Genomic DNA, 24,384 nt, shown 5'->3' with positions numbered 1-24,384 from the left:
TAGGGCACTATCGATTGCCGTGCCGCGCGCGACGGCAATATAATGGTTTCATTATCATACGAGCGTTAAGGAGTTAAGCTATGGCTGTAACTAAGCTGGTTCTGGTGCGCCACGGCGAAAGCCAGTGGAACAACGAAAACCGCTTTACCGGATGGTACGATGTGGATCTGTCTGATAAAGGCCGCGGAGAAGCAAAAGCAGCAGGTCAGCTGCTGAAAAAAGAGGGGTTCACCTTCGATTTCGCTTACACCTCCGTGCTGAAGCGCGCAATTCACACTCTGTGGAACATTCTGGACGAACTGGATCAGGCCTGGCTGCCGGTTGAAAAATCCTGGCGTCTGAATGAGCGTCACTACGGTGCGCTGCAGGGCCTGAACAAAGCAGAAACCGCTGAGAAGTATGGCGACGAGCAGGTAAAACAGTGGCGTCGCGGCTTTGCCGTTACCCCGCCGGAACTGGATCGCGAAGATGAACGCTTCCCGGGCCACGATCCGCGCTATGCGAAACTGACCGCTGAACAGCTGCCTACCACGGAAAGCCTGGCGCTGACCATTGAACGCGTTATCCCTTACTGGAATGAATCTATTCTGCCGCGCCTGAAAAGCGGTGAGAAAGTGATCATTGCCGCTCACGGTAACTCACTGCGCGCGCTGGTGAAATATCTGGATAACATGAGCGAAGAAGAGATCCTCGAACTGAACATCCCAACTGGCGTACCGCTGGTTTATGAGTTCGACGAAAACTTCAAGCCGCTTAAGCGTTACTATCTGGGCGACGCTGACGAAATCGCAGCGAAAGCCGCAGCGGTAGCGAACCAGGGCAAAGCGAAGTAATTCGTTATTTGCAAAAAAACCCGCCAGACGGCGGGTTTTTTATTGCTGCCTGTGCGTAAGACGACGCTCAGCCCCGGCGCGCTTTTACCGCAGCGGCCAGCCGATGCAGTACCTTCTCCGTATCTTCCCAGCCGATGCAGGCGTCGGTAATGCTCTTGCCGTAAACCAGCGGCTCGCCGCTTTCCAGGCTTTGATTACCTTCCACCAGATGACTTTCGATCATCACGCCGATAATGCCCTGCTCTCCGCCTTCGATCTGCTGTGCAACATCCTCAGCCACTACCATCTGACGCTGGAACTGCTTACTGCTGTTAGCATGGCTGAAATCGATCATAACCTGAGCCGGCAGACCCGCTTTTTCCAGACCCGCTTTTACTGTGCTGACATGATGCGCACTGTAGTTCGGCTCTTTACCGCCGCGCAGGATAATATGGCAGTCACCGTTGCCGCTGGTTTCAACAATCGCAGAATGGCCATACTTGGTCACCGACAGGAAACAGTGTGGCGATCCGGCCGCGTTAATCGCATCAATCGCCACTTTAATGGTGCCGTCAGTGCCGTTCTTAAAGCCTACCGGGCAGGAAAGGCCTGAAGCCAGTTCACGGTGCACCTGTGATTCGGTGGTACGTGCGCCAATTGCTCCCCAGCTCATCAGGTCGGCAAGATACTGCGGGGTGATCATATCCAGGAATTCACCCGCCGTCGGCAGACCGGCGTCATTGATGTCCAGCAACAGTTTGCGGGCAATGCGCAAACCATCATTGATCTGGAAGCTGCCGTCCATCAGCGGATCGTTGATCAGCCCTTTCCAGCCCACCGTGGTACGCGGCTTTTCAAAATAGACGCGCATCACGATTTCCAGCTCGCCGCTTAACGCTTCACGCAGCGTTGACAGACGGTGAGCATATTCTTTGGCTGCTTCAACATCATGAATAGAACAGGGACCGATCACCACCAGCAAACGGTCATCTTCATTTTTCAGAATTTTGTGAATCGCCTGACGCGAAGCGGCAACGATCGTCGCGGCTTTTTCCGTCGAGGGAAACTTTTCCAGTAGCGCAACCGGAGGTAACAGTTCTTTTATCTCTTTGATTCTTAAATCATCATTCTGGTAATTCATAAGCTATCCATTTTTATATTTTGCCTGTCATGCAGCTGGCACACCTTGCCCAATCTATCCCGTCACTGCCGCGCTGTAAATCGCGTTTCCCTAAACAAAGGGCATTAGGGATTTGCGTTTCTTTGGTTCCTTACTACACTTTTAACCGTTAGTTCTTAAAAATTTATTATTTTCATCACAAGTTTTCGCCATATGTTGCTGTGGCGATATATTGTTTTGCCTGCACGAGAAAATGACTTAAACGTTTTATCAGGTTTCGTCAGCAACTATCAATAATTAACGGGAGCATAATTATGAATAAGTTTGCCATTGCAATTCTGACAGCAGCCATGACTTTGGGCAGCGGTGCCGCACTGGCCGCAGACGGTAATAACGGTGCAGCAAACCAGGCAGCGGATGCCGGCGCAGTAGCGCCAGGCGCAAAAGAAAATTTGCCGCCGAATAATGTTGATAATAGCCAGATTAACAATTCCGGTATTAATAATAATACCAGCAGCACGCCAACCGCTGGCAGCAACGGCATGAGCGCTGATGAAATGGATAAAAACGCGCAGTGTAAAGACGGCAAATGCCCTAACATCAATGAAAAAGTTCAGACGCAGCAGGGCGGTGGCGACGTTGATCGTAAAACCGACGGCACGACGCAATAACATGACGCCGTCATGCTGATTAAATAAAAGAGAGCCGCGGCTCTCTTTTATTTTGACCCACGATAAATTTTTGCTGGTTTACCGCCTTCTCTTCTGCCAGACATTGCTTCCACCGCTTTTTTCGCTATTCTAAGATGCTGTAATAAATCAAATAACGATCAATGAAATATTTCTATGGCGCATCTGTTACTTATTGACGACCATCCGCTGGTGCAGGTTGCGCTGGAAGCTGCACTGGCAAATGCGCCTATTCGCCTGAGCCTGACGGCAGTGGATAACGAAGCCGCCGCTTTTCAGGCTTTGCAGCAGCAAATGCCCCATTTGGTGATCCTGGATATCAGCCTGCCTGACAGCAATGGGCTGGAGATGCTCAAGCTGCTTAAACGCCGTTTTCCTGATCTGCCGGTGCTGATCTACTCTGCTCAAACCGAGCGCCTGTATATGCAAATGGCGCAGGCTACCGGTGCCGCTGGCTACATTGTAAAAAGTCAGAGTATGCCGCAATTGCTGAGCGCTATTCTTGCGGTGCTGGGCGGGAAGACGGTTTTCGCCGCCGATATTTCCGCTGCAGGCGCTTTGCCACTGACCGGCAAAGAACAGCAGGTGCTTTCCTTACTGGCACAGGGCTTGTCTAATTTGCAGATCGCTCAACAGCTGCATATCAGCAATAAAACGGTCAGTACGCATAAAAAGAATATTCTGGAGAAAACCGGAGCCCATTCCGTCCTGGATCTCGCCGCCTTATGGAAAGCTCAGCAATAGCTCGCCTGCTGCTGCTGGCGCTGCTGCTGAGCCTTCCGGCCACCGCCGCCTGGCGACCGGTAAGCAGTATGCCGCTGCCGCAGGAGCTGATGATGCCGGGCGGCGAAACAGGGCCCTGGCAGGGAAAAACGTTGCGCGTAGGCGTGCTGCAGGCCAGCAGCGCGCCGTGGAATATGTTTGTCGGTAAGGATTTATATGGCATCAACGCCGATTACCTGGTGGCGCTGGGTAATCTGACCGGCGCGCGCTTTGCCATTAACAGCTATCCGACTAACGCTGCGCTGCTGGATGCGCTGCGTCAGGGCAAGGAAGATCTCGCCTTTGGCATCCCGCGTCAGGCGATCGCCGACGATCTTTACGCCACCCGCCCCTGGTTTAGTACCCCGCTACGCATCTACCGCAGCCGCCAGAATCATCGCCCGGTCATGTTTAATTCGCAGGAGGCACGCATTGCGGTTAGCGCCAGCACGCTGCAGCAAGTTGATCCTGACTTTGCGCATCGTCACCGCTGGGAAACTTACAGCAGTGATTTACAGGCGCTCTATACCCTGTTCAATCGGCAAAACGATTATGTTGTGGCGGATGAAACCAGCGCGGGCTTTCTGCTCAGCCAGCTACAGCAGGGAGAGATTTATCAGATTGCCTCCACGCTTGAGCCGGGTGAACTGAGCCTGTACGCCGTTACGCCGCAGGTCGCGCTGCGCGACGCGCTGAATCAGGCGATTCGGCAACTGCCGGTCGAAGTGATTAATGGTATCCAGGGGCGCTGGAGCATGCAGCTACCGCGCTACTCTGATACCAATACGCTGCATCTTACCGCAATGGAAAAGGCCTGGCTGAAGCAGCATCCGCAGGTGGTCTATAGTGCGCTAACGGATAATTATCCCTGGAGCTACCGCAGCGCCAGCGGCGAAGCGCGCGGTTACAGCATCGACCTGCTGAACGCCATCGGACAAAGTACCGGCCTGCGCTTTACCCCGCTGTGGGTTAATAATCCGCAGCAGGCGCGGGAACGGGTCAGCACAGGCCAGGCGCTGATTGAGCTGGTGCAGCCGTTGACCGGCAGCGATGGCATGGAAAGCAGCACGCTTCCGGTCTGGCGTGCGCTATGGGGCGTTTATGTCGGCGCGCTGTCGCCCAACCTTACCCGCTGGCAGGATTTACAGGGCAAACGCGTGGGTATCCGGCGTGGCGATTTAGCACTACAGCTGCTCCCTGAAGGCGTTACCGTGCAACCTTTTGACGATGCCTCCACACTGTATAATGCGCTGGCCAACGGACAGCTGGATGCGGTGGTAGATAATGTGCTCTCGGCACGCTGGCTGATACAAAGCCGCTACGGCGAGGCCGTGCGCTTCGCCTTTGCCGCCAGCGATATTGCCTGGCCGATCGCGATGGGCGTCAACAGTCAGCAGCCGTTGCTGCGTGCCATCCTCGATAAAGGACTGCAGCAGATCCCACCCGATACCCAGCAGCGTATGCGAGCCGCATGGAGCAATGAAAATCAGCCCGGCAGTGCGGATAGCGGCGCCATGCGCCCCGTTATTCTGACGCTGTTGATTCTCGCCCTGGCCGCTATTCTGCTACTGCTGGCGTTGCTGGTACGCCGCTGGCGGCAACAGCGCCTGGAAGCGCGGCAGCGTTTACGGCTTGAGCAGGAGCGCGAGGCGGCAGAGCAAGCCAACCGCATGAAAAGCCAGTTTATCGCCAGCGTCAGCCATGAACTGCGTACGCCAATGCAGGCGATTCTCGGCCTGCTGGAGCTGGAGCTGGCCCATCAGCCACAGACAAGCCGCCTGAGATTAATCCACAGCAGCGCCACCTCACTGATGTCGTTATTAAACGATCTCCAGGATCATGCGCGGATCGAAAATAACACCTTTAGTTTGCAGCCGGTCCCGCTGGATCTCCAACAGTGGCTGGAGGATCTTTCCCGCTTCTGGTCGCCGCTGATGCGTACCAACGGTCCCGCCTTCAACGTGAAAGCGCTGAGCGCCCTGCCCCGGCGCGTGTTGCTGGATGGCGGCCGACTGCAGCAGATTGCCACAAACCTGATCAGCAATGCGCTGAAATTTACCGCTCAGGGCACCATTACCCTGACGCTGAGCGCCACGGATAGTGAGCTTACGCTATGCGTTACCGATAGCGGCTACGGTATCCCTGCGGATGAGCAGGCGCGACTGTTTGAACCCTGGTATCAGACACCTTCAGGGCGTGCGCGCTCTGTCCAGGGAAGCGGACTGGGACTCTCGATTTGTCGTGAAATAGCGCGCCGAATGGGTGGCGATATCATTCTATACTCGCAGCCCGGCCAGGGCACCCGGGTCACCGTGACGCTACCGCTGACCTTCACTTCCGAAGCGTCATTGATTACGGCATCTTCCGCCAATAATCCCTCAGAGCTTCAGCATCTAACGATTGCGGTAGTTGACGATCATCCTACCAACTTGCTGGTTATGAAGCAGCAGCTCAACTGGCTGGGCGCACATGTTCAGGTGTTCGCTGAAGGGCGCGCGCTGCTGCGGGCCGCACAAAGTACCCGCTTCGATATTATTTTTATCGATTACAATATGCCGCATCCCGATGGCCCAACGGTGGCGCGCATTTTACGGCGACGCGAACGCGGTGCGGAAAAACGCACCCGGCTTATCTACTGTAGCGCCGACGTTCAGCTGCCACAGCACCCGGAAGCCTGGCGCGAGGCGGACGAAGTGATACTGAAGCCGGTCAGCCTCACGGCGCTGCGAACCCTGTTAACCAGCCAGCCGGCTACCCAGATCCAGGATGAGCTGGAGCAACAACTCTGGCAGTTGGCCAACCGGGATGCGGCATTCTTACCACGGGTCATCACCACGCTGCGTCAGACGCTTCAGGAAGACAGCGAGGCTATTCAGCAGGCGCTCGATCGACAGGACTGGGCGCAGCTGGAAAAACATGCTCATCGCATGAAGGGCAGCTGGTTGCTGTTAGGTATTGATGAAGGCAAGCAGCTTTGCCAGCAGCTGGGCGCGCAGGCGCAGACGCGGCAGGCGTGCGGGGAAACCAGCCGTTTACTGTTATTATTAATCAAAGATTTATTAGCCAGACTGGAAAACTATGACGCATCATCATTCACACCCGGAACATGACGGCAACCGCTCCCGCCTGCTCGCGGCCTTTATTGTTACCGCCCTGTTTATGCTGGCAGAAGTGGCAGGCGGGCTGCTCTCCGGCTCGCTGGCGCTGCTGGCCGATGCCGGTCATATGCTGACGGATACCGCCGCGCTGCTGATGGCTCTGCTGGCGGTACATTTTGCGCAGCGTAAGCCGAACGCCAGCCATACCTTTGGCTGGCTGCGCCTGACCACGCTGGCTGCCTTTGTTAACGCCATCGCGCTCTTTGTGATTACCGTACTGATTGTCTGGGAAGCGGTGCAGCGCTTTTATCAGCCGCAACCGGTAGCAAGCGGGATGATGCTGGCTATCGCCATTGGCGGCCTGTTGGCCAATCTGCTCTCTTTCTGGCTGCTGCATCGTGGCAGCAGCGAAAGCAATCTGAACGTGCGGGCGGCGGCGCTGCACGTGCTGGGCGATCTACTCGGCTCTCTGGGAGCGATTGTTGCGGCGTTAATTATTATGTTTACCGGCTGGACGCCTGTGGATCCCATTTTGTCGCTGGTGGTCTCCGCGCTGGTGCTACGCAGCGCCTGGGCATTGCTTAAAGAGAGCCTGCATGAATTGCTGGAAGGCGCGCCTGCGGCGATTGACGCAGAGAAGCTAAAGCGTGATTTAACGCTGAATATTCCGGAAGTGCGTAATGTGCATCATGTTCATCTTTGGCAGGTAGGCGAAAAGCCTGTCGTCACGCTACACGTTCACGTGATCCCCCCTTACGATCATGACGCGCTGTTGCAGCGTATTCATCACTATTTGCATCAGCGCTATCAGATCGATCACGCTACGGTTCAGATGGAATACCAGGCCTGCGAAGGGGGGGACTGCGGCCTGACGCTGGGCGCGTCGTCGCACGCCCATCATCACCATCACTAACCCTTTAACGCGCGCGTTGATGCTGACGCGCGCTTTTGATCCACAGCCAGCTGCCATTTAACGCAATCAGCGTCAAAATCAGATATTCCAGCGACATGGCATAGACACCCTGACGGGCAAAAATCCACACGCTGATCACATCAATCACAACCCACAGCAGCCAGTTCTCGACATATTTACGCGTCATCAGAATCATCGCCACGATCGATAACACCATCATGGTGGAATCCCAGAACGGGAAGGCATCAGGCTGCAGTTCCGGCATGGTGACCTGTAGCCCCAGCGCCTGCATCAGCATCACGGCCACCTCGGTCAGGAAAGCGAACACCGGGTCGATCCATAACGTCATTAAGGCTATCGCTAGCAGACTGCCCACGCCCCAGCCAAGCGCTTTGTTGCGCGGTAGCCAGCGAATCTGCAACGCCGCCTGGTTTCCCTCCTGTCGGCTCCAGGCGTACCAGCCATAAAGATTGGCGGCAAAGAAAAACAGCTGCAGCAGCAGGCTGGCATAGAGCTGGATCTGGAAAAAGATAATGGCGAACAGCGTGACGTTGATCAGCCCAAACAGATAATTGATGATTTTTTCCCGGCTGGCCAGCCAGATACAAAGCAGACCCGCCAGAGTGCCAATCGCCTCAATCCATGATAAGTCGTAACCGCCTTTGCCCAGCGGAATGTGAATCAGAATGTTTTGCGTGCTTAAAAAGTCCATCCTGGCACCCTGAAGTAAGCCGTCAGGCATTACCCTTTACGTTAAGTTTAAGTTCCGCTGCAAAAGATAGCATACGGTTAAGCGGCAGCAGCGCCCGCTCACGCAGTGCCTCATCCACATGGATCTCATGCGCCTTACCGCCCTGCTCCAGCCCTTCTGCAATCGCCTGCAGACCATTCATCGCCATCCAGGGACAGTGCGCGCAGCTGCGGCAGGTTGCGCCTTCGCCTGCGGTAGGCGCTTCCAGCAGAACCTTTTCCGGCACCGCCTGCTGCATCTTATAGAAAATGCCGCGATCGGTAGCCACGATCATCTGCGGATGCGGCAATGTTTTCGCCGCCTGAATCAGCTGACTGGTAGAGCCAACCGCATCGGCCAGATCCACTATCGCCTGCGGCGATTCCGGATGAACCAGCACCGCCGCCTGCGGATACAGCGCTTTCATTTGCTGCAGCGCCTGGGTTTTAAATTCATCATGAACAATGCAGGCGCCCTGCCAGCACAGCATGTCGGCTCCGGTTTGCTGCTGCACGTAACGTCCAAGATGTCGGTCCGGCGCCCACAGAATTTTCTCGCCGAGGCTGTCAAGATGTTCTATCAGCTCAACGGCAATGCTGGAGGTGACCACCCAGTCAGCCCGCGCTTTTACCGCCGCCGAGGTATTAGCATAAACCACGACGGTGCGGTCAGGATGCTGGTCGCAGAAGGCATTGAACGCATCAATCGGGCAGCCGAGATCCAGCGAACATTCCGCCTGTAACGTAGGCATCAGAATCGTTTTTTCCGGGCTGAGGATTTTTGCCGTTTCACCCATAAAGCGCACGCCAGCAACCAATAATGTTGAAGCGGAATGGGCGCTGCCGAAACGCGCCATTTCCAGCGAGTCGGCAACGCAGCCGCCGGTTTCTTCCGCCAGCGCCTGAATTTCTGGATCGGTATAGTAGTGGGCCACCATTACCGCATTACGCTCACGCAGCAGACGTTTAATTTTCTCGCGATAGTGCTGTTTTTCATCAGCGGTCAGGCGACCCGGTTTGGGCGGGAAAGGATAGAAGTCATTGAAATCGGGCAACAGGCTCATTCAGCGCTCTCGTTTTATCAATTTAACTTATTTAGCATTTACACCGCTGTATAACGGCATAAAAACCCACATCTGTTTTTTATGCTAAACAAGATAATGGAAAACGAGGCCGCTGTCGCGCGTTTTAGGCGACGGCTGGTGAAACAGGCGCGCCGCGTCTTTCACTGGCTCAGCAGGTCAGGCTTTTCAATCGCCAACAGGAAAGCCTTGGCCTCCAGACCACCGGCAAATCCGGTTAATTTGCCGTTAGAGCCAATGACCCGATGGCAGGGAGCAATAATAGAAACGGGGTTTCTGCCGTTGGCGGCACCGACCGCTCTTACCGCTCCAGGATGGCCTATCGCCCGGGCAATGTCAGCGTAGCTGCGCGTTTCTCCATAGGGAATCGCCACCAGCGCCTGCCAGACCTTTTTCTGAAATTCGGTGCCGTTAAAATCGAGCGGCACGGTAAACTGTCGCAGCTCGCCGTTAAAATAGGCGTTAAGCTGACGTTCTGCTTCCAGCAGCAGAGGATGCCGGGGATCTTCCGTTACCGGAACCAGCCGGATGCGTCTCAGTTCATTGGGCCACAGCACCGCAGCCAGCCCGCGTTCGCTGGCGAACAGCGTTAACTCACCAACCGGCGACGCCATTTTTTTGCTGTAGTAGCTCATGGTATTTACCTCCGTTCACTCGCACTGTTTGCTTATTATCGCGCCTTCTCTGGCGCTTACTCGCTGTTTCCGGTCAGCAGAACAAAAAATATGCCTGTCCGAAAACAGCGAGTTTTATACTGAACCAGAGCATAAGATAAGGTTTATGACCTCTGGCGGAGCAAGACAATGATTAACGGCGATACCGCTTATCAAGCCCTGACCTCTAAAGACACACGCTTTGACGGCCTGTTTTATGTTGGCGTAACTTCGACCGGCATTTATTGTCGCCCTGTTTGTCCGGTGAAAGCGCCGCGAAGGGAGAACTGCCGTTTTTTTGCCAGTGCCGAAGCGGCGGAAAAGGCTGATTTTCGCCCCTGTCTGCGCTGCCGTCCTGAGCTGGCACCAGGCAATGCGCCAGTTGACAGCGCCCATCGGATAACCGATCTGCTGTTGCAGCGTATTGATGAAGGCATGATTGATGAAGTCAGCAGCCTGGAAGAGGTTGCCGCCTGGTTCCATCTTAGCCTGCGCCAGCTACGACGCATTGTGCAGCAGGAGCTGGGGGTTTCCCCGCTTGAGCTGAAACAGACGCGCCGCCTGCTGCTGGCTAAGCAGCTGCTGACCGAAACGCGCCTGCCCATCACCGAAGTCGCTTTCGCCAGCGGCTTTAGTAGCCTACGCCGATTCAACGATGTTTTTAATGCGCGTTATCGTATGCCGCCCAGCCGTCTGCGTAAAGAAGCCGCTACCGGAGAAAAAGATTTCGGTCATTTAGGTTCATCCACCCTGCTGTTGGGTTATCGGCCCCCCTATAACTGGCAGACCATGCTCGACTTTCTTCGCCTGCGTGCGTTAAAGAATGTGGAGTGGGTTGATGAGACTCGCTACCTCAGAACAGTGCAACTGGGGCGCTATCGCGGCTGGATTTGTGTGACCCATGCTCCGCAGAAAAACGCATTGCAGGTAGAGTTTTCGCACGCGCTGACCGGGGCGCTGCCTGCGTTGCTGCGACGTCTGCGTAATTTATTCGATCTTAATGCGCATCCGCAGTGTATTGACGAGCGTTTACGCCAGGATCCTTTGCTAACCGCCAGCATCGATGGCGATCCCGGCCTGCGAGTCCCGGGGGCTTTTGACGGCTTTGAAATGGCGGTACGCGCTATTCTGGGTCAGCAGATTACGGTTAAAGCAGCCACGACGCTGGGAGGCCGTTTTGTCAGCGCCTTTGGTGAGGCGTTTGAAACGCCTTTCCCTGAGCTTAACTGTCTCGCTCCCCTGCCGCAGCGTATTGCTGAGGCGAGCATTGACGAGATCGCCAGCCTGGGCATTGTCAGCGCCCGGGCGCGTTCTATTCTGGCGCTGGCCGCCGCCTGTGCCCAGGGCGATCTGCAACTGGATACCTGTACTCACCCCGAAGAAATGATGCAAAAGCTTAAGCAGCTGCCGGGCATCGGTGACTGGACGGCTGCCTATATCGCCATGCGCGCGTTGCGCTGGCCAGATGCTTTTCCCGCTGGCGATATTGTGGTGCGCAATAACCTTGGCAAGATCAGCGCAAAGCAGGCAGAGGCACGCTCTGTGGCCTGGCAACCGTGGCGCAGCTATGCGGTAATGCATATCTGGAAAAATCTGGGGCCAAAAAAATAGCGTGGTGAATACAGGTTCTCATCCTGCCGATTTTGCATAGCAGAAAGGCGCCTTTAGGGCGCCTTTCTGCACTGGTGGGTCGTGCAGGATAACCCGGCTTCGCCTCGCCCTGCGGGCCGTTGCCGCTGGCAACGTTGTCTCGCTTCGCTCGGCCCGAACCTGCTGCAGGTTCTCATCCTGCCGATTTTGCATAGCAAAAAGGCGCCTTTAGGGCGCCTTTCTACACTGGTGGGTCGTGCAGGATTCGAACCTGCGACCAATTGATTAAAAGTCAACTGCTCTACCAACTGAGCTAACGACCCGATGGTGGGTGATGACGGGTTCGAACCGCCGACCCCCTCCTTGTAAGGGAGGTGCTCTACCAACTGAGCTAATCACCCGCAATGCGGTTACTGCTGTTCAGGAAGAAACGGGGTTCGCTTCCTGCCGATTTACACCGGATACTGCTTTAATAATGGTGGGTCGTGCAGGATAACTCGGCTTGCGCCTCGCCCTTCGGGCCGTTGCCGCTGGCAACGTTGTCTCGCTTATGCTCGACCCGAACCTGCTGCAGGTTCGCTTCCTGCCGATTTACACCGGATACTGCTTTAATAATGGTGGGTCGTGCAGGATTCGAACCTGCGACCAATTGATTAAAAGTCAACTGCTCTACCAACTGAGCTAACGACCCGCAATGCGGTTACTGCTGTTCAGGAAAAAAACGGGGTTCGCTTCCTGCCGATTTACACCGGGTACTGCTTTAATAATGGTGGGTCGTGCAGGATTCGAACCTGCGACCAATTGATTAAAAGTCAACTGCTCTACCAACTGAGCTAACGACCCGCAATGCGGTTACTGCTGTTCAGGAAGAAATGAGGTTCGCTTCCTGCCGATCTACATCGGGTACGGCTTTAAGTGGTGGGTCGTGCAGGATTCGAACCTGCGACCAATTGATTAAAAGTCAACTGCTCTACCAACTGAGCTAACGACCCACTTTTTGCCGTCCGAAACCTAATTGCTTAAGCCTCGTCAACGGCGGCATATATTACTGATTTACCTTTCCAGCGCAACCACTATTTTCCCACAGAAGGTTCAACTGCTTACCTTTCATGCGTTAAGACCAGAAATCCAGCGAAATCTGGTCATTATTACGCGCTTAAAGGCTGGCAGCGCGTTTTTCCGCCTGTTTGGCTGCTTCGGTATTTGGATACTGTTTAATGACCTGCTGATAAACAGCTTTGGCTTTTGCGTTATCACCTTTGTCCTGCATGATAACGCCCACCTTATACAGCGCTTCCGAGCTTTTTGGTGATTTCGGATATTTTTTCACCACGGTAGCGAAATAATATGCCGCATCATCCTTTTTGCCTTTGTTGTAATTCAACTGTCCCAGCCAGTAATTTGCATTAGGCTGATAGGTTGAATCAGGGTATTTCTTCACAAAAGCCTGGAACGCTGCAATAGCCTGATCGTACTGTTTCTTTTCCAGTACCAGCGCAACGGCGCTGTTGTAATCAGTATTGGCGTCACCGCTTTGTACCGGTGCCGCTGACGTTGCACCTGTCTCTGCCGGGGCCGCTGCAGTATCACCGCCGGCATCAGGGGCAGCATTACTGCTCGCCGCCGCAGCGCCGCTGCTCAGGCTGTCAATTTGCTGATAGATCTGTTTTTGCCGCTCAACAACCTGATTCAGTTGATAGCTGTTTTCCTGAATCTGCCCACGCAGCGAATCGATATCACTTTGCGTTGCGTTAAGCTGCTGTTGAAGCTGTTGAAGAAGCTGAGCCTGTGCATTGGAAATGCGCTCAAGGGAGGTGACACGGTCTTCTACCGAGCCGGAGCCGACGCTACTGATTAATGCCTGAGCATTAGCGGCCCAGGGGGCCGCTAAGCCAATCAGTAACGACAGACTCAACAAGTGAGGTCTGAAGCTACTAATCATGTGACTCTCTTAGTATACCAGGACGGCACGGCGGTTTTTGGAGTAAGCCGCTTCGTCATGACCAAGAACCGCAGGCTTCTCTTTACCGTAAGAAACGATAGAGATCTGATCGGCAGAAACGCCTTTACCCTGCAGGTACATCTTCACTGCGTTAGCACGACGCTCGCCCAGTGCAATGTTGTATTCCGGCGTACCGCGCTCATCCGCATGACCTTCAACGGTAACTTTGTAGGACGGGTTATTACGCAGGAAAGTCGCGTGCGCATCCAGCATCTGAGCGAAGTCAGAACGGATGTCATATTTGTCCAGGTCAAAGTAAACGATGTTGTTCTGCTGCAGCTGCTGCATCTGCAGACGCGCCTGCTCGTCAGAAGACATGTTGCCGCCGTTCATGCCATTGCCGCTACCGTATGCACCATCAGCGCCGCCCATACCGTTGGTCTGGTCGTTGTCGTTGTTTTTGTGCGAGCTACATGCAGCTACAGCGATTACCGGCAGAGCCAGCATTAAACCTTTCAGCACTTTGTTCAGTTGCATTTCTAAATCCTGTTATTAGTTTGCCATACATATTTACACATGCATCACAGATACGGCGACCAGGCAGGAAATTTGACCTGTCCATCAGTCGCCGGAAGACGCGCTTTGAAACGCCCATCTGTCGAAACCAACTGCAACACGGAACCCATCCCCTGAGTAGAGCTATAGATTACCATCGTGCCGTTAGGTGCGAGACTTGGCGTCTCATCCAGGAACGTGTCCGTTAATTGTTGAACGGCTCCCGTTTCCAGATCTTGTCTGGCGACGTGTTGAGCGCCGCCGTTGGTGCTGATCATCACCATAGATTTGCCGTCAGTAGCAACGTCAGCGTCCTGGTTTTGTGAACCTTCCCAGGTAATACGCTGCGGCGCGCCGCCATTGACATTAATTTTATAAATTTGTGGACGTCCGGCCTGATCCGAAGTGTACGCCAGGCTCTGGCTATCCGGGAACCAGGTAGGTTCGGTGCTGTTAAAGCGACCATCGGTCACCTGACGAATCTGACCCGATCCCAGATCCATTACATAAAGGTTAAGGCTGCCGGTTTTAGAGAGCGCAAACGCCAGCTTAGAACCGTCCGGCGAGAAGGCCGGCGCACCGTTGTGACGCGGGAAAGAGGCAACCTGACGAATCGCACCGTTAGCCAGCGTTTGAATTACCAGCGCAGACTTGCCGCTCTCAAACGTAACATAGGCCACCTTGCTGCCGTCCGGTGACCAGGCCGGTGACATCAGCGGCTGTGGTGAACGGTGTACCACAAACTGGTTATAGCCATCATAATCCGCTACGCGCAGTTCATAAGGGAACTGGCCGCCATTGGTCTGCACCACATAAGCGATACGGGTACGGAATGCGCCTTTAATGCCGGTCAGCTTTTCAAAAGACTCATCGCTGGCGGTATGCGCGGCATAACGCAGCCACTGTTTGGTGACTTTGTACTGATTTTGCGCCAGCACGGTACCCGGCGAGCCGGAAGTATCCACCAGCTGATAAGAGACCGTATAGCTGCCATCAGCACCCGGCTGAATCTGCCCCACCACGACGGCATCAATACCCAGCGCGGTCCAGGCGGCTGGCTGCACTTCCGCCGCGCTGCCAGGTTGCTGTGGCAGACGAGAGCGATCCAGCGGATTGAATTTACCGCTGTTGCGTAAGTCCGCAGCGATAATGCCGCCAATATCTTCCGGCGCCGCGCCCGGCCCCTCCCATTTAAACGGCACAACACCAATCGGACGCGCCGTATTCACCCCCTGGGTGATTTCGATGCGTACTTCTGCATGCAGCACTGCTGCCCACAGAAGAAGAAAAAAGCTTAGGGTTACACGTAGTGCCTGCTTCATTTTCTCTCCCTTATCTGAACGCCATGTTCTCGATAATTCGCACTGTTCCTGACGACGATTAACTAAAACCATACAGAGTACGGCAAGCTAACCATAGTTCAACCTGCCATTTGTTACTGCATTCTTACGGCTTGAATTCCAGCGTCGCATCTTTTACCGCCTGCCAGACATCCTGACTTGGTGGTTTAGGCATACGCGCCATACGCGCCGCATTGATCGCCGCCTGACACAACACCGCATCGCCGCCCGCCGCCGTAGCTGAAATCAGCAAACCATCAGGCGCCAGCTTGATACGAACGTCACAGGTGCGCCCCTTAAAGGTATCGGCATCATAGAATTTACTCTCTATCGCGCCTTTTACCTGTCCCAGATAGCTGTCAATCGCCGCGCCGGAAGCGCCTGATTTTTTCTGAGTGCCCTTCCCTGCCGCACCGCCACCAGCCTGGCCGGTTTTCGGTGCGTTTTTACCTGAGGTCAGGCCGCCCAGTAAATCATCAACCGCGCTGCTGTCGCTGGCGGCTTCCGCCGCTGCTTTTTTCTTCGCTTCAGCCGCTGCTTTCGCTTTAGCTTCAGCGGCGGCTTTTGCTTTCGCTTCCGCTTTGGCCTTTGCCTCAGCGGCCGCTTTCTCTTTTGCTTCCTGTGCCGCTTTGGCCTTGGCCTCAGCCGCTTTCTCTTTTGCTTCCTGCGCCGCTTTGGCCTTTGCCTCAGCAGCCGCCGCTTTAGCCTGCTCCGCCGCCTCTGCTTTCGCTTTCGCTGCCGCAGCTTTGGCTTGCTCCGCCGCCTCTGCTTTCGCTTTCGCTGCCGCAGCTTTAGCTTGCTCCGCCGCCTCTGCTTTCGCTTTCGCTGCCGCAGCTTTAGCTTGCTCCGCCGCCTCTGCTTTCGCTTTCGCTGCCGCGGCTTTGGCCTGCTCCGCCGCCTCTGCTTTCGCTTTTGCTGCCGCGGCTTTGGCCTGCTCTGCCGCTTCTGCTTTCGCTTTCGCTGCAGCGGCTTCTGCAGCTTTTTGCTGCTCTGCGGCGCGTTTGGTGGCTTCTTCCGCCTGGCGCTGCTGTTCAGCCTGCGCCTGGGCCTGTTGTTTCGCCTCTTCCTGCGCCTGAAGCCGCTCTTTTTCCAACTCTTTCAATCGCTGCTGCTCAGCTGCGCGCTTTTGCTGCAGCTCTTCCGCCTGCTGCTGCGCCTGCTTCTGACGCTGCTGCTCGGCGCGCTGGCTGTCGCTTTGCTGATTTTGCTGGCGGTTATACTGCTCAACCACCGCACCTGGGTCGACCATAACGGCATCAATATCGCTACCGCCACCGCCACCGCTGGCCTCGATTTTTTCGTTAAACGAACTCCAAATCAGTAATGCAATCAGGACGATATGCAATATCACTGAGATGATTATCGCGCGTTTTAACTTATCGTTTTGTTCGGATGCCTTCGACACGCTCGGTTCCCAAAAAACGGTTACGGAATAATTAAATTGGCTGCGTCATCAGGCCGACTGATTTCACACCCGCCTGGTGCAGCAGGTTCAGCGCCTTGATAATCTCGTCATAGGGCACATCTTTTGCGCCGCCAATCAGAAATACCGTTTTCGGATTCGCTTCCAGTCGGCGCTGTGCTTCCGCCACCACCTGCTCTGAAGGCAACTGCTCCATACGATCGTGATCGACAACCAGGCTATATTGCCCAACGCCGGAAACCTCTACGATCACCGGTGGATTATCATCACTGGACACCGTTTTAGAATCCGTGGCGTCCGGCAGATCCACTTCAACGCTCTGGGTGATAATGGGCGCCGTGGCCATAAAAATCAGCAGCAGCACCAGCAGCACGTCCAGCAGCGGAACGATGTTAATTTCAGACTTCAGATCGCGACGACCGCGACCACGCGTTCTGGCCATACGTCACCTCTGCTTACTTTTTATTCTCACTGGAGAATGCCTGACGGTGCAGGATAGCCGTGAACTCTTCCATAAAGTTGTCATAACCCTGTTCCAGTTTGTTAACGCGCTGGTTCAGGCGGTTATACGCCATTACGGCAGGGATAGCGGCAAACAGGCCGATAGCGGTCGCAATCAGCGCTTCGGCAATACCCGGCGCAACCATCTGCAGCGTGGCCTGCTTCACCGCGCCCAGCGCGATAAAGGCGTGCATAATCCCCCACACGGTACCAAACAGGCCAATATAAGGACTGATGGAACCCACGGTGCCAAGGAAGGGAATATGGTTTTCCAGGCTTTCCAGCTCGCGGTTCATTGAGATACGCATTGCCCGACTGGCGCCTTCCAGCACCGCTTCCGGCGCATGGCTGTTGGCGCGATGCAAACGCGCAAACTCTTTAAAACCGGCGTAAAAGATCTGCTCTGAACCGGTTAGCTCATCGCGACGCGCCTGGCTTTCCTGATAAAGGCGGGATAGCTCAATGCCCGACCAAAATTTGTCTTCAAACGCTTCCGCTTCGCGTCCCGCCGCGTTAAGAATGCGGGTGCGCTGGATAATAATCGCCCAGGACGCAATGGAAAACCCGATCAAAATTAACATGATAAGTTTAACCAGAAGGCTTGCCTTCAGGAACAAATCAAGAACATTCATGTCAGTCACTGCTTGAACTCCGCGACAATAGACTTGGGAAGCGCTATTGGCTTCATTAGGTGTGGGTTGATGCAGGCGATAAGGACTTCTGCCTCATTGAGCAATTTGCCTTCTGCATTAACGATGCGTTGCCTGAACGTCATAGTGGCACGGGTCATCGACGTCACCTCGCTCTGCACTTCAAGCATATCATCCAGTCGCGCGGCGGCAATATAATCAACCGTGATTCGACGTACAACAAAAGCAATCTGCTGTTCAAGCAGCGATTGCTGATGAAAATGATGCTGGCGCAGCATCTCCGTACGCGCTCGTTCATAAAAAGCGATATAGCTGGCGTGGTAAACCACCCCACCGGCATCGGTATCTTCGTAATAGACACGCACCGGCCATCGAAACAGCGTTGTACTCACTTTACATCCCGGTAATGCTTTTTAAACGTTGCTACTATACGCAAGTGCAAACGGCTTTGGAATGGGTCACCAGAGCGTGGAGAAAATAATTATAGAATGGAAACTATTGACAAAAATGGCAGGATAATCATTGAAAAAAAACGGCGCTAAACAGACGTTTGCTGACATAAATTTTCAGCGTCAGGCAGACCTGAGCCTGTACTCATGTTTCAGGCCTGCAATCGCATCAAAAAAAGAAAAAGAACGTTCCCAGCGAGAGGGCAATCAGGGCCAACAGCGGCGAGAAAAACATCTGCCACCGTACCCGTCGAGGATGAAATCCAACGCCATGCACCACGCCAGCGCATACCGCCCATATCAGTAAAAAACCCTGCCAGACGGTGAGCGAACTGGTGCTGGCGGCAAAACGCGTCGGATCCCAGAACAGGCAGCCTGCCAGCAGCAATGCCAGCACCAGAGAAAGCGCCCGCAGCGGGCGCTTATCCATGATGAAATAGAGCTGTTGTAGCTGCTGACGCATCAGGGTTTATCCTGTTGCTGGGCGCTATCTTCTACATGCTCCAGCGCCAGCGCGGTGATAATCCCGAAGGCACAGGCCAGTAGCGTTCCAAGAATCCAGGCAAAATACCACATGGTTTAACGCCTCCGTTAATAGAGTGAATGAGTGTTGCTTTCAATATGTTCTTTAGTGATACGTCCGAACATTTTGTAGTAACACCAGCTGGTGTAAATCAGGATAAGCGGCACAAAGATCATCGCCACAAACAGCATCAGCTTCAGCGTCAACAGGCTTGACGTGGCATCCCACATGGTCAGGCTCATGTCAGGCTGAGTGCTGGAGGGCATAATGAATGGAAACATCGCTACGCCAGCGGTCAAAATAACGCAGGCCAGCGTCAGCGAAGAGAACAGAAACGCCCAGCCGCCCTTCCCGATGCGTGAACAGACGACGGTGAACAGCGGCAACGCCACGCCCAGCGCCGGAATCAGCCACAGCAGCGGATGCTGCTTGAAATTAATCAGCCAGGCGCCTGCTTCGCGCGCCACTTCTTTATTAAGTGGATTTGAGGATGCGGCATGATCCAGCGTGCTGGTCACTACGTAGCCATCAATGCCGTAAACCACCCAAACGCCCGCCAGCGCAAAGGCAACCAGCATGATCAGCGCACAGATTTGCGCAGTGGCACGAGCGCGTAAACAGAGCTCGCCATGGGTGCGCATCTGCAGGTAAGTTGCGCCCTGCGTCAGGATCATCGTCAGGCTAACCACGCCCGCCAGCAGACCAAACGGATTCAGCAGCTGGAAGAAATTACCGGTGTAGTAGAGACGCAGATAGGCGTCGATATGGAAAGGCACGCCCTGCAACAGGTTGCCAAATGCCACGCCAATCACCAGCGGCGGAACAAAGCTGCCGATAAAAATGCCCCAGTCCCACAGCGTGCGCCAGCGCATATCTTCAATTTTCGACCGGTAGTCAAAGCCCACCGGCCGGAAAAACAGCGAGGCCAGCACTAAAATCATCGCAACGTAGAAACCGGAAAAGGCGGCGGCATAGACCATCGGCCAGGCGGCAAACAGTGCGCCGCCGGCGGTAATCAGCCAGACCTGGTTTCCATCCCAGTGCGGCGCAATGCTATTGATCATGACCCGGCGTTCCGTATCGGTACGTCCGAGAATGCGCGACAGCATGCCCACGCCCATATCAAAACCATCGGTGACCGCAAAGCCAATCAGCAAAATACCGATCAGCAGCCACCAGATAAAACGTACAACCTCATAATCCAACATGGCTGGCTCCTTTACTGCACCGACTGCGAGGCGAGAGTGGACTGCTCATAGTGATAGCGTCCGGTTTTCAGGCTGCTTGGTCCCAGGCGGGCAAATTTGAACATCAGATACATTTCCACCACCAGGAAGAGCGTGTAGAGGCCGCAAATCAGTCCCATTGAGAACAGCAGATCGCCGACGGTAAGCGTTGAGTTCGCCACGGCCGTTGGCAGCACCTCGCCAATCGCCCACGGCTGACGACCATACTCTGCAACAAACCAGCCCGCCTCAACGGCAATCCACGGCAGCGGAATGCCATACAGCGCCGCTTTCAGCAGCCAGCGGTTTTTCCCGATGCGGTTACGAATAACGCTCCAGAACGAGAGGCCGATAATGCCGAGCATCAGCACGCCGCACAGCACCATAATGCGGAAAGAGAAATAGAGCGGCGCAACATGCGGAATTGAGTCCTGAGTAGCCAGCTTGATTTGCGCTTCCGTGGCGTCGACAACATTTGGCGTATAACGTTTCAGCAGCAGACCGTAACCCAGATCCTGCTTGTGGCCGTTAAAGGCTTCACGCACTGCCGGATCGGTATTGCCTGCACGCAGTTCTTCCAGTAGGTGATAAGCCTTCATCCCGTTGCGGATGCGCACTTCATGCTGTGCCAGCAGATCTTTCAGGCCGGTAACTGGCTGATCGACCGAACGGGTAGCGATCAGGCCCAGCAGATAAGGAATTTGAATCGCGTAGCTGTTTTCCTGCGTCAGCTGATTGGGCAGGCCAAACAGGGTAAAGGCTGCCGGGGCGGGCTGCGTTTCCCACTCGGCTTCGATCGCTGCCAGCTTGGTTTTTTGCACATCGCCCATTTCGTAGCCTGACTCATCGCCCAGCACGATCACCGACAGCACCGCCGCCATGCCGAAACTGGCGGCGATAGCAAAGGAGCGTTTAGCAAATGCCAGATCGCGCCCGCGCAGCAGGTAATATGCACTGATGCCAAGAATAAACATTGCGCCGGTGGTATAGCCTGCCGCAACCGTATGCACAAACTTCACTTGCGCGACCGGGTTAAGCACCAGCTCTGAGAAGCTCACCATCTCCATGCGCATGGTTTCAAAATTAAATTCAGAGGCGATGGGGTTTTGCATCCAGCCATTTGCCACCAGGATCCAGAGCGCAGAGAGGTTGGAACCCAGGGCCACCAGCCAGGTGACGGCCATATGCTGCACTTTGCTCAGGCGATCCCAGCCAAAAAAGAACAGGCCAACAAAGGTGGATTCAAGGAAGAAAGCCATCAGGCCTTCAATGGCCAGCGGGGCACCGAAGATATCGCCGACATAGTGAGAGTAGTAAGACCAGTTGGTGCCGAACTGGAACTCCATGGTCAGGCCCGTTGCCACGCCCAGTGCAAAGTTGATACCAAACAACTTGCCCCAGAATTTGGTCATATCTTTGTAGATCTGTTTACCCGACAGGACATAAACGGTTTCCATAATCGCCAGCAGAAACGCCATACCCAGCGTTAACGGCACGAAAAGGAAGTGGTACATCGCAGTCAGGGCAAACTGTAAACGCGACAGTTCGACGATATCAAACATCTTAACCCCTTGCTCTTTGCTAAAAGCAGTTAATGCATGATGTTCATTTGCCGGAAAGCGTTGGCAAATAGCGCCATGCTGATTGCTGTTTTCAATAAAACGATATTTATAGTTTGCTGTTAAACGGACAGGGAAAATCACACCCGCAGGCAGCAAATAAAAGAGAGTTGATAACTCACCGTAAGTGAGACGGCAATATCATACCCTTACAAACGATACGGTAAAGAAAAATTATTGTGATCTCCGGGATATTTTTTGATCTGGACCCGCATTTAACCTGAAAGTGTTATAAAGGCTTGATATGACATAGCGTAATAGGATCAAAAATGAGAAACAATCTCAAAAATCACTTAAACATCCATGACTTAGCTATAAAATTAAAATAAGGTTAAATATAATAATCAATATAAACCAAACAGGTAAAACATATGTTAATAATATGTTTTGGCTAAATGACTTTATTAAAACTTTATTTAAAAACAGCGGAAATCATACCGCATAAATGTCTATTCCTTTCGCAAGAGCAGTCTTAAATTTTCATTTCAATTCCATTGATAAAAAGAAAAATAGATTTTTACTGCATTTAACTTCACAATTATTAAACCGAAATTCATTTTATTATTAACAAACATCCCTTATAGCAGGAATAAAACTCATAAAAAAGGCCACCCGTAGGTGGCCAGTCTGTGGAATAAGCTGATACCGATTATTTAAGAGGGAGGACTGCTTTTACCGCGTCACCAATATCCGCCAGGCTACGGACGGTTTTAACACCGGCCGCTTCCAGCGCAGCGAATTTCTCATCCGCCGTACCTTTGCCACCGGCAATGATCGCGCCAGCATGGCCCATACGCTTGCCTTTCGGCGCCGTAACGCCAGCGATATAGCCAACAACCGGTTTGGTAACGTGTTCTTTGATGTAGGCTGCCGCTTCTTCTTCTGCGCTGCCGCCGATTTCACCGATCATCACGATGGCTTCTGTCTGCGGATCATCCTGGAACATCTGCAGGATATCGATAAAGTTAGAGCCAGGGATCGGGTCGCCGCCGATACCCACACAGGTGGACTGGCCGTAGCCGATATCGGTAGTCTGCTTCACAGCTTCATAGGTCAGCGTACCGGAACGTGAAACGATACCGATGCGGCCCGGCTGGTGAATGTGGCCCGGCATAATGCCGATTTTACATTCGCCTGGGGTGATAACGCCCGGACAGTTCGGGCCAATCATGCGCACGCCCGCTTCATCCAGCTTCACTTTTACCGTCAGCATATCCAGCGTCGGGATGCCTTCAGTGATAGTGATGATCAGCTTAATACCCGCATCGATCGCTTCCAGAATACCGTCTTTGCAGAAAGGAGCCGGAACATAGATAACGGATGCCGTTGCGCCAGTCGCTTCCACCGCCTCGCGTACGGTATTGAATACCGGCAGGCCCAGATGCGTGGTGCCGCCTTTGCCTGGCGTTACGCCGCCAACCAGCTGCGTACCATAGGCCAGCGCCTGTTCAGAGTGGAATGTACCCTGGCCGCCGGTGAAACCCTGGCAGATCACTTTGGTGTTTTTGTCGATCAAAATGGACATTATTTACCCTCCGCTGCAGCAACAACGCGTTGGGCCGCGTCGGTCAGGCTGGTTGCTGCAATAATGTTCAGACCGCTGTCCGCCAGTTTCTGTGCGCCCAGCTCAGCGTTGTTCCCTTCAAGACGCACCACTACCGGTACGTTGACGCCAACTTCTGCCACCGCGCCGATGATGCCATCAGCAATCAGGTCACAGCGTACGATGCCGCCGAAAATGTTAACGAATACCGCTTTTACCGCGTCGTCAGACAGGATGATTTTAAAGGCTTCGGTAACGCGCTCTTTGGTTGCGCCGCCGCCAACGTCAAGGAAGTTAGCTGGCTGACCACCGTGATGTTTCACGATGTCCATGGTGCCCATCGCCAGACCGGCGCCGTTTACCATACAGCCGATGTTGCCTTCCAGCGCAACGTAGTTAAGTTCCCACTGCGTCGCATGCGCTTCGCGCGGATCTTCCTGGCTCGGATCGCGCATTTCACGCAGCTCCGGCTGACGGAACATCGCATTACCGTCTGCGCCCAGTTTGCCATCCAGGCAGACCAGGTCGCCCTGTTTGGTGATAACCAGCGGGTTGATCTCAACCAGGGCCAGGTCGCGTTCCAGGAACAGCGTCGCCAGACCCATAAAAATTTTGGTGAACTGATTGACCTGCTTGCCGCTCAGACCCAGCTTAAACGCCAGCTCGCGGCCCTGATAAGGCTGCGGGCCAGTCAGCGGATCCAGCGCCATTTTATGAATCAGCTCTGGCGTCTCTTCCGCCACTTTTTCAATTTCAACGCCACCTTCGGTGGAGGCCATAAACACCACGCGACGCGTGCTGCGGTCAACCACGGCACCCAGGTAGAGTTCCTGATCAATATCGGTAGCGGCTTCAACCAGAATCTGGTTAACCGGCTGGCCTTCCGCATCCGTTTGATAAGTGACCAGACGTTTACCCAGCCAGTTTTCAGCAAAAGTACGGATCTCTTCTTTGCTGTTAACCACTTTCACACCGCCCGCTTTACCACGGCCACCGGCATGAACCTGACATTTTACTACCCACGGACCTGCGCCAATTTTAGAGGCCGCTTCTTCCGCTTCACGTGGTGTAGTGCAGGCGTAACCGGTCGGTGCCGGTAAGCCATACCGTGCAAACAGCTGTTTCGCCTGGTACTCGTGTAAGTTCATGATGTTCTATCCATTCA

23 protein-coding genes, 5 tRNA genes and 2 other RNA genes are annotated in these 24,384 nt (G+C 54.1%); 6 read left to right on the top strand and 24 right to left on the bottom strand.

Features of this window, described 5'->3' with window-relative positions; genetic code table 11:
- Positions 1 to 80: 80 nt before the first annotated feature.
- On the top strand, positions 81 to 833 hold the full coding sequence (gene gpmA, locus ACQE3Z_RS13140; RefSeq protein WP_085067561.1) for a 2,3-diphosphoglycerate-dependent phosphoglycerate mutase: 753 nt from the start codon (positions 81 to 83) through the stop codon (positions 831 to 833).
- A gap of 67 nt (positions 834 to 900) precedes the next feature.
- Here gpmA and aroG read toward each other — a convergent pair whose 3' ends face one another.
- Entirely contained in the window at positions 901 to 1,953 is a 1,053-nt protein-coding gene (gene aroG, locus ACQE3Z_RS13135; protein ID WP_426974125.1) for a 3-deoxy-7-phosphoheptulonate synthase AroG, read from the bottom strand.
- Between the two features lie 293 nt (positions 1,954 to 2,246).
- On the opposite strand from aroG, the gene ACQE3Z_RS13130 reads away from it, so the two are divergent.
- The 4 genes from ACQE3Z_RS13130 (at position 2,247) to zitB (ending at position 7,394) form a co-directional block, all read left to right on the top strand.
- Positions 2,247 to 2,603, top strand: a complete 357-nt coding sequence (locus tag ACQE3Z_RS13130) for a YbgS-like family protein (RefSeq protein ID WP_426974124.1) — start codon at positions 2,247 to 2,249, stop codon at positions 2,601 to 2,603.
- Between the two features lie 174 nt (positions 2,604 to 2,777).
- Positions 2,778 to 3,365, top strand: coding sequence for a response regulator (locus ACQE3Z_RS13125; protein WP_426974123.1), 588 nt, complete (start codon positions 2,778 to 2,780; stop codon positions 3,363 to 3,365).
- Positions 3,347 to 6,493, top strand: coding sequence for an ATP-binding protein (locus tag ACQE3Z_RS13120; RefSeq protein WP_426974122.1), 3,147 nt, complete (start codon positions 3,347 to 3,349; stop codon positions 6,491 to 6,493). The genes ACQE3Z_RS13125 and ACQE3Z_RS13120 overlap by 19 nt, the downstream gene beginning before the upstream one ends.
- Entirely contained in the window at positions 6,462 to 7,394 is a 933-nt protein-coding gene (gene zitB / locus ACQE3Z_RS13115; protein WP_426974121.1) for a CDF family zinc transporter ZitB, read from the top strand. Before ACQE3Z_RS13120 ends, zitB begins: the two co-directional genes overlap by 32 nt.
- A 4-nt stretch (positions 7,395 to 7,398) precedes the next feature.
- On the opposite strand, the gene pnuC is transcribed toward zitB, so the two are convergent.
- The 3 genes from pnuC to ACQE3Z_RS13100 form a co-directional block, all read right to left on the bottom strand.
- Positions 7,399 to 8,106: a nicotinamide riboside transporter PnuC gene (gene pnuC / locus ACQE3Z_RS13110; protein WP_250652140.1), complete on the bottom strand. Its 708-nt coding sequence runs from the start codon at positions 8,104 to 8,106 to the stop codon at positions 7,399 to 7,401.
- Positions 8,107 to 8,128: 22 nt separating this feature from the next.
- Complete coding sequence (gene nadA, locus ACQE3Z_RS13105; RefSeq protein ID WP_426974120.1) at positions 8,129 to 9,187, bottom strand: quinolinate synthase NadA; 1,059 nt, start codon at positions 9,185 to 9,187, stop codon at positions 8,129 to 8,131.
- A gap of 161 nt (positions 9,188 to 9,348) precedes the next feature.
- Complete coding sequence (locus tag ACQE3Z_RS13100) at positions 9,349 to 9,840, bottom strand: methylated-DNA--[protein]-cysteine S-methyltransferase (protein ID WP_085067569.1); 492 nt, start codon at positions 9,838 to 9,840, stop codon at positions 9,349 to 9,351.
- A 168-nt stretch (positions 9,841 to 10,008) separates the two neighbouring features.
- On the opposite strand from ACQE3Z_RS13100, the gene ACQE3Z_RS13095 reads away from it, so the two are divergent.
- Positions 10,009 to 11,469, top strand: a complete 1,461-nt coding sequence (locus tag ACQE3Z_RS13095; protein WP_426974119.1) for an AlkA N-terminal domain-containing protein — start codon at positions 10,009 to 10,011, stop codon at positions 11,467 to 11,469.
- A gap of 72 nt (positions 11,470 to 11,541) precedes the next feature.
- Here the strand turns inward: ACQE3Z_RS13095 and ACQE3Z_RS13090 are convergent.
- The 20 genes from ACQE3Z_RS13090 to sucC all read right to left on the bottom strand — a co-directional run bounded on the left by ACQE3Z_RS13090 (position 11,542) and on the right by sucC (position 24,367).
- A non-coding RNA gene (locus tag ACQE3Z_RS13090) (RtT sRNA) lies at positions 11,542 to 11,666 on the bottom strand.
- A 29-nt stretch (positions 11,667 to 11,695) separates the two neighbouring features.
- Positions 11,696 to 11,771 (bottom strand) — tRNA-Lys (locus ACQE3Z_RS13085).
- A gap of 2 nt (positions 11,772 to 11,773) precedes the next feature.
- Positions 11,774 to 11,849: transfer RNA gene (locus ACQE3Z_RS13080), tRNA-Val, on the bottom strand.
- Positions 11,850 to 11,924: 75 nt separating this feature from the next.
- Positions 11,925 to 12,051, bottom strand: a non-coding RNA gene (locus ACQE3Z_RS13075) — RtT sRNA.
- Between the two features lie 12 nt (positions 12,052 to 12,063).
- Positions 12,064 to 12,139 (bottom strand) — tRNA-Lys (locus tag ACQE3Z_RS13070).
- 76 nt (positions 12,140 to 12,215) lie between these two features.
- Positions 12,216 to 12,291: transfer RNA gene (locus ACQE3Z_RS13065), tRNA-Lys, on the bottom strand.
- A gap of 73 nt (positions 12,292 to 12,364) precedes the next feature.
- Positions 12,365 to 12,440: transfer RNA gene (locus ACQE3Z_RS13060), tRNA-Lys, on the bottom strand.
- A gap of 164 nt (positions 12,441 to 12,604) precedes the next feature.
- On the bottom strand, positions 12,605 to 13,390 hold the full coding sequence (gene cpoB, locus ACQE3Z_RS13055; protein ID WP_426974118.1) for a cell division protein CpoB: 786 nt from the start codon (positions 13,388 to 13,390) through the stop codon (positions 12,605 to 12,607).
- A 9-nt stretch (positions 13,391 to 13,399) separates the two neighbouring features.
- Positions 13,400 to 13,927 (bottom strand): peptidoglycan-associated lipoprotein Pal, encoded by a 528-nt coding sequence (gene pal, locus ACQE3Z_RS13050; protein ID WP_085067572.1) that lies wholly within the window; start codon positions 13,925 to 13,927, stop codon positions 13,400 to 13,402.
- 44 nt (positions 13,928 to 13,971) lie between these two features.
- Positions 13,972 to 15,267 carry a Tol-Pal system beta propeller repeat protein TolB gene (gene tolB / locus ACQE3Z_RS13045; protein ID WP_426974117.1) on the bottom strand — a complete coding sequence of 432 codons (1,296 nt, stop codon included), beginning with the start codon at positions 15,265 to 15,267 and terminating at the stop codon, positions 13,972 to 13,974.
- Between the two features lie 124 nt (positions 15,268 to 15,391).
- Positions 15,392 to 16,690, bottom strand: coding sequence for a cell envelope integrity protein TolA (tolA, locus tag ACQE3Z_RS13040; protein ID WP_426974116.1), 1,299 nt, complete (start codon positions 16,688 to 16,690; stop codon positions 15,392 to 15,394).
- A gap of 31 nt (positions 16,691 to 16,721) precedes the next feature.
- The gene (gene tolR / locus ACQE3Z_RS13035; RefSeq protein ID WP_038627352.1) at positions 16,722 to 17,150 is read right to left on the bottom strand and encodes a colicin uptake protein TolR; all 429 of its coding nucleotides are present in this window, start codon (positions 17,148 to 17,150) and stop codon (positions 16,722 to 16,724) included.
- Positions 17,151 to 17,163: 13 nt separating this feature from the next.
- Positions 17,164 to 17,850, bottom strand: a complete 687-nt coding sequence (gene tolQ, locus ACQE3Z_RS13030) for a Tol-Pal system protein TolQ (protein ID WP_085067575.1) — start codon at positions 17,848 to 17,850, stop codon at positions 17,164 to 17,166.
- Positions 17,847 to 18,251 (bottom strand): tol-pal system-associated acyl-CoA thioesterase, encoded by a 405-nt coding sequence (gene ybgC, locus ACQE3Z_RS13025; RefSeq protein WP_250652134.1) that lies wholly within the window; start codon positions 18,249 to 18,251, stop codon positions 17,847 to 17,849. The genes tolQ and ybgC overlap by 4 nt, the downstream gene beginning before the upstream one ends.
- A gap of 226 nt (positions 18,252 to 18,477) precedes the next feature.
- On the bottom strand, positions 18,478 to 18,771 hold the full coding sequence (gene ybgE / locus ACQE3Z_RS13020) for a cyd operon protein YbgE (protein ID WP_426974115.1): 294 nt from the start codon (positions 18,769 to 18,771) through the stop codon (positions 18,478 to 18,480).
- Positions 18,771 to 18,884, bottom strand: a complete 114-nt coding sequence (gene cydX / locus ACQE3Z_RS13015; RefSeq protein WP_085067578.1) for a cytochrome bd-I oxidase subunit CydX — start codon at positions 18,882 to 18,884, stop codon at positions 18,771 to 18,773. The genes ybgE and cydX overlap by 1 nt, the downstream gene beginning before the upstream one ends.
- A 15-nt stretch (positions 18,885 to 18,899) precedes the next feature.
- On the bottom strand, positions 18,900 to 20,039 hold the full coding sequence (gene cydB / locus ACQE3Z_RS13010; protein ID WP_426974114.1) for a cytochrome d ubiquinol oxidase subunit II: 1,140 nt from the start codon (positions 20,037 to 20,039) through the stop codon (positions 18,900 to 18,902).
- Between the two features lie 11 nt (positions 20,040 to 20,050).
- Positions 20,051 to 21,619, bottom strand: coding sequence for a cytochrome ubiquinol oxidase subunit I (gene cydA / locus ACQE3Z_RS13005; protein WP_426974113.1), 1,569 nt, complete (start codon positions 21,617 to 21,619; stop codon positions 20,051 to 20,053).
- 706 nt (positions 21,620 to 22,325) lie between these two features.
- On the bottom strand, positions 22,326 to 23,201 hold the full coding sequence (gene sucD, locus ACQE3Z_RS13000) for a succinate--CoA ligase subunit alpha (protein WP_085067580.1): 876 nt from the start codon (positions 23,199 to 23,201) through the stop codon (positions 22,326 to 22,328).
- On the bottom strand, positions 23,201 to 24,367 hold the full coding sequence (gene sucC / locus ACQE3Z_RS12995; RefSeq protein WP_085067581.1) for an ADP-forming succinate--CoA ligase subunit beta: 1,167 nt from the start codon (positions 24,365 to 24,367) through the stop codon (positions 23,201 to 23,203). Before sucC ends, sucD begins: the two co-directional genes overlap by 1 nt.
- Between the last annotated feature and the right edge of the window lie 17 nt (positions 24,368 to 24,384).

It is taken from the genome of Pantoea sp. FN0307, from assembly GCF_050113815.1.
Classification (GTDB): domain Bacteria; phylum Pseudomonadota; class Gammaproteobacteria; order Enterobacterales; family Enterobacteriaceae; genus Mixta; species Mixta alhagi.
Note: the sequence above shows the minus strand (reverse complement) of the source record. Positions and strands in the feature narration are given on the sequence as shown.

Bases quoted from the DNA above. Each gene is read 5' to 3' on its own strand.
- zitB (WP_426974121.1), top strand. From the start codon at position 6,462: ATGACGCATCATCATTCACACCCGGAACATGACGGCAACCGCTCCCGC.
- ACQE3Z_RS13120 (WP_426974122.1), top strand. From the start codon at position 3,347: ATGGAAAGCTCAGCAATAGCTCGCCTGCTGCTGCTGGCGCTGCTGCTG.
- gpmA (WP_085067561.1), top strand. From the start codon at position 81: ATGGCTGTAACTAAGCTGGTTCTGGTGCGCCACGGCGAAAGCCAGTGG.
- tolB (WP_426974117.1), bottom strand. From the start codon at position 15,267: ATGAAGCAGGCACTACGTGTAACCCTAAGCTTTTTTCTTCTTCTGTGG.
- ACQE3Z_RS13095 (WP_426974119.1), top strand. From the start codon at position 10,009: ATGATTAACGGCGATACCGCTTATCAAGCCCTGACCTCTAAAGACACA.
- ybgE (WP_426974115.1), bottom strand. From the start codon at position 18,771: ATGCGTCAGCAGCTACAACAGCTCTATTTCATCATGGATAAGCGCCCG.
- aroG (WP_426974125.1), bottom strand. From the start codon at position 1,953: ATGAATTACCAGAATGATGATTTAAGAATCAAAGAGATAAAAGAACTG.
- pnuC (WP_250652140.1), bottom strand. From the start codon at position 8,106: ATGGACTTTTTAAGCACGCAAAACATTCTGATTCACATTCCGCTGGGC.
- cydX (WP_085067578.1), bottom strand. From the start codon at position 18,884: ATGTGGTATTTTGCCTGGATTCTTGGAACGCTACTGGCCTGTGCCTTC.
- cydA (WP_426974113.1), bottom strand. From the start codon at position 21,619: ATGTTTGATATCGTCGAACTGTCGCGTTTACAGTTTGCCCTGACTGCG.
- sucC (WP_085067581.1), bottom strand. From the start codon at position 24,367: ATGAACTTACACGAGTACCAGGCGAAACAGCTGTTTGCACGGTATGGC.
- ACQE3Z_RS13130 (WP_426974124.1), top strand. From the start codon at position 2,247: ATGAATAAGTTTGCCATTGCAATTCTGACAGCAGCCATGACTTTGGGC.
- nadA (WP_426974120.1), bottom strand. From the start codon at position 9,187: ATGAGCCTGTTGCCCGATTTCAATGACTTCTATCCTTTCCCGCCCAAA.
- ACQE3Z_RS13100 (WP_085067569.1), bottom strand. From the start codon at position 9,840: ATGAGCTACTACAGCAAAAAAATGGCGTCGCCGGTTGGTGAGTTAACG.
- sucD (WP_085067580.1), bottom strand. From the start codon at position 23,201: ATGTCCATTTTGATCGACAAAAACACCAAAGTGATCTGCCAGGGTTTC.
- cydB (WP_426974114.1), bottom strand. From the start codon at position 20,039: ATGTTGGATTATGAGGTTGTACGTTTTATCTGGTGGCTGCTGATCGGT.
- pal (WP_085067572.1), bottom strand. From the start codon at position 13,927: ATGCAACTGAACAAAGTGCTGAAAGGTTTAATGCTGGCTCTGCCGGTA.
- cpoB (WP_426974118.1), bottom strand. From the start codon at position 13,390: ATGATTAGTAGCTTCAGACCTCACTTGTTGAGTCTGTCGTTACTGATT.
- tolR (WP_038627352.1), bottom strand. From the start codon at position 17,150: ATGGCCAGAACGCGTGGTCGCGGTCGTCGCGATCTGAAGTCTGAAATT.
- ACQE3Z_RS13125 (WP_426974123.1), top strand. From the start codon at position 2,778: ATGGCGCATCTGTTACTTATTGACGACCATCCGCTGGTGCAGGTTGCG.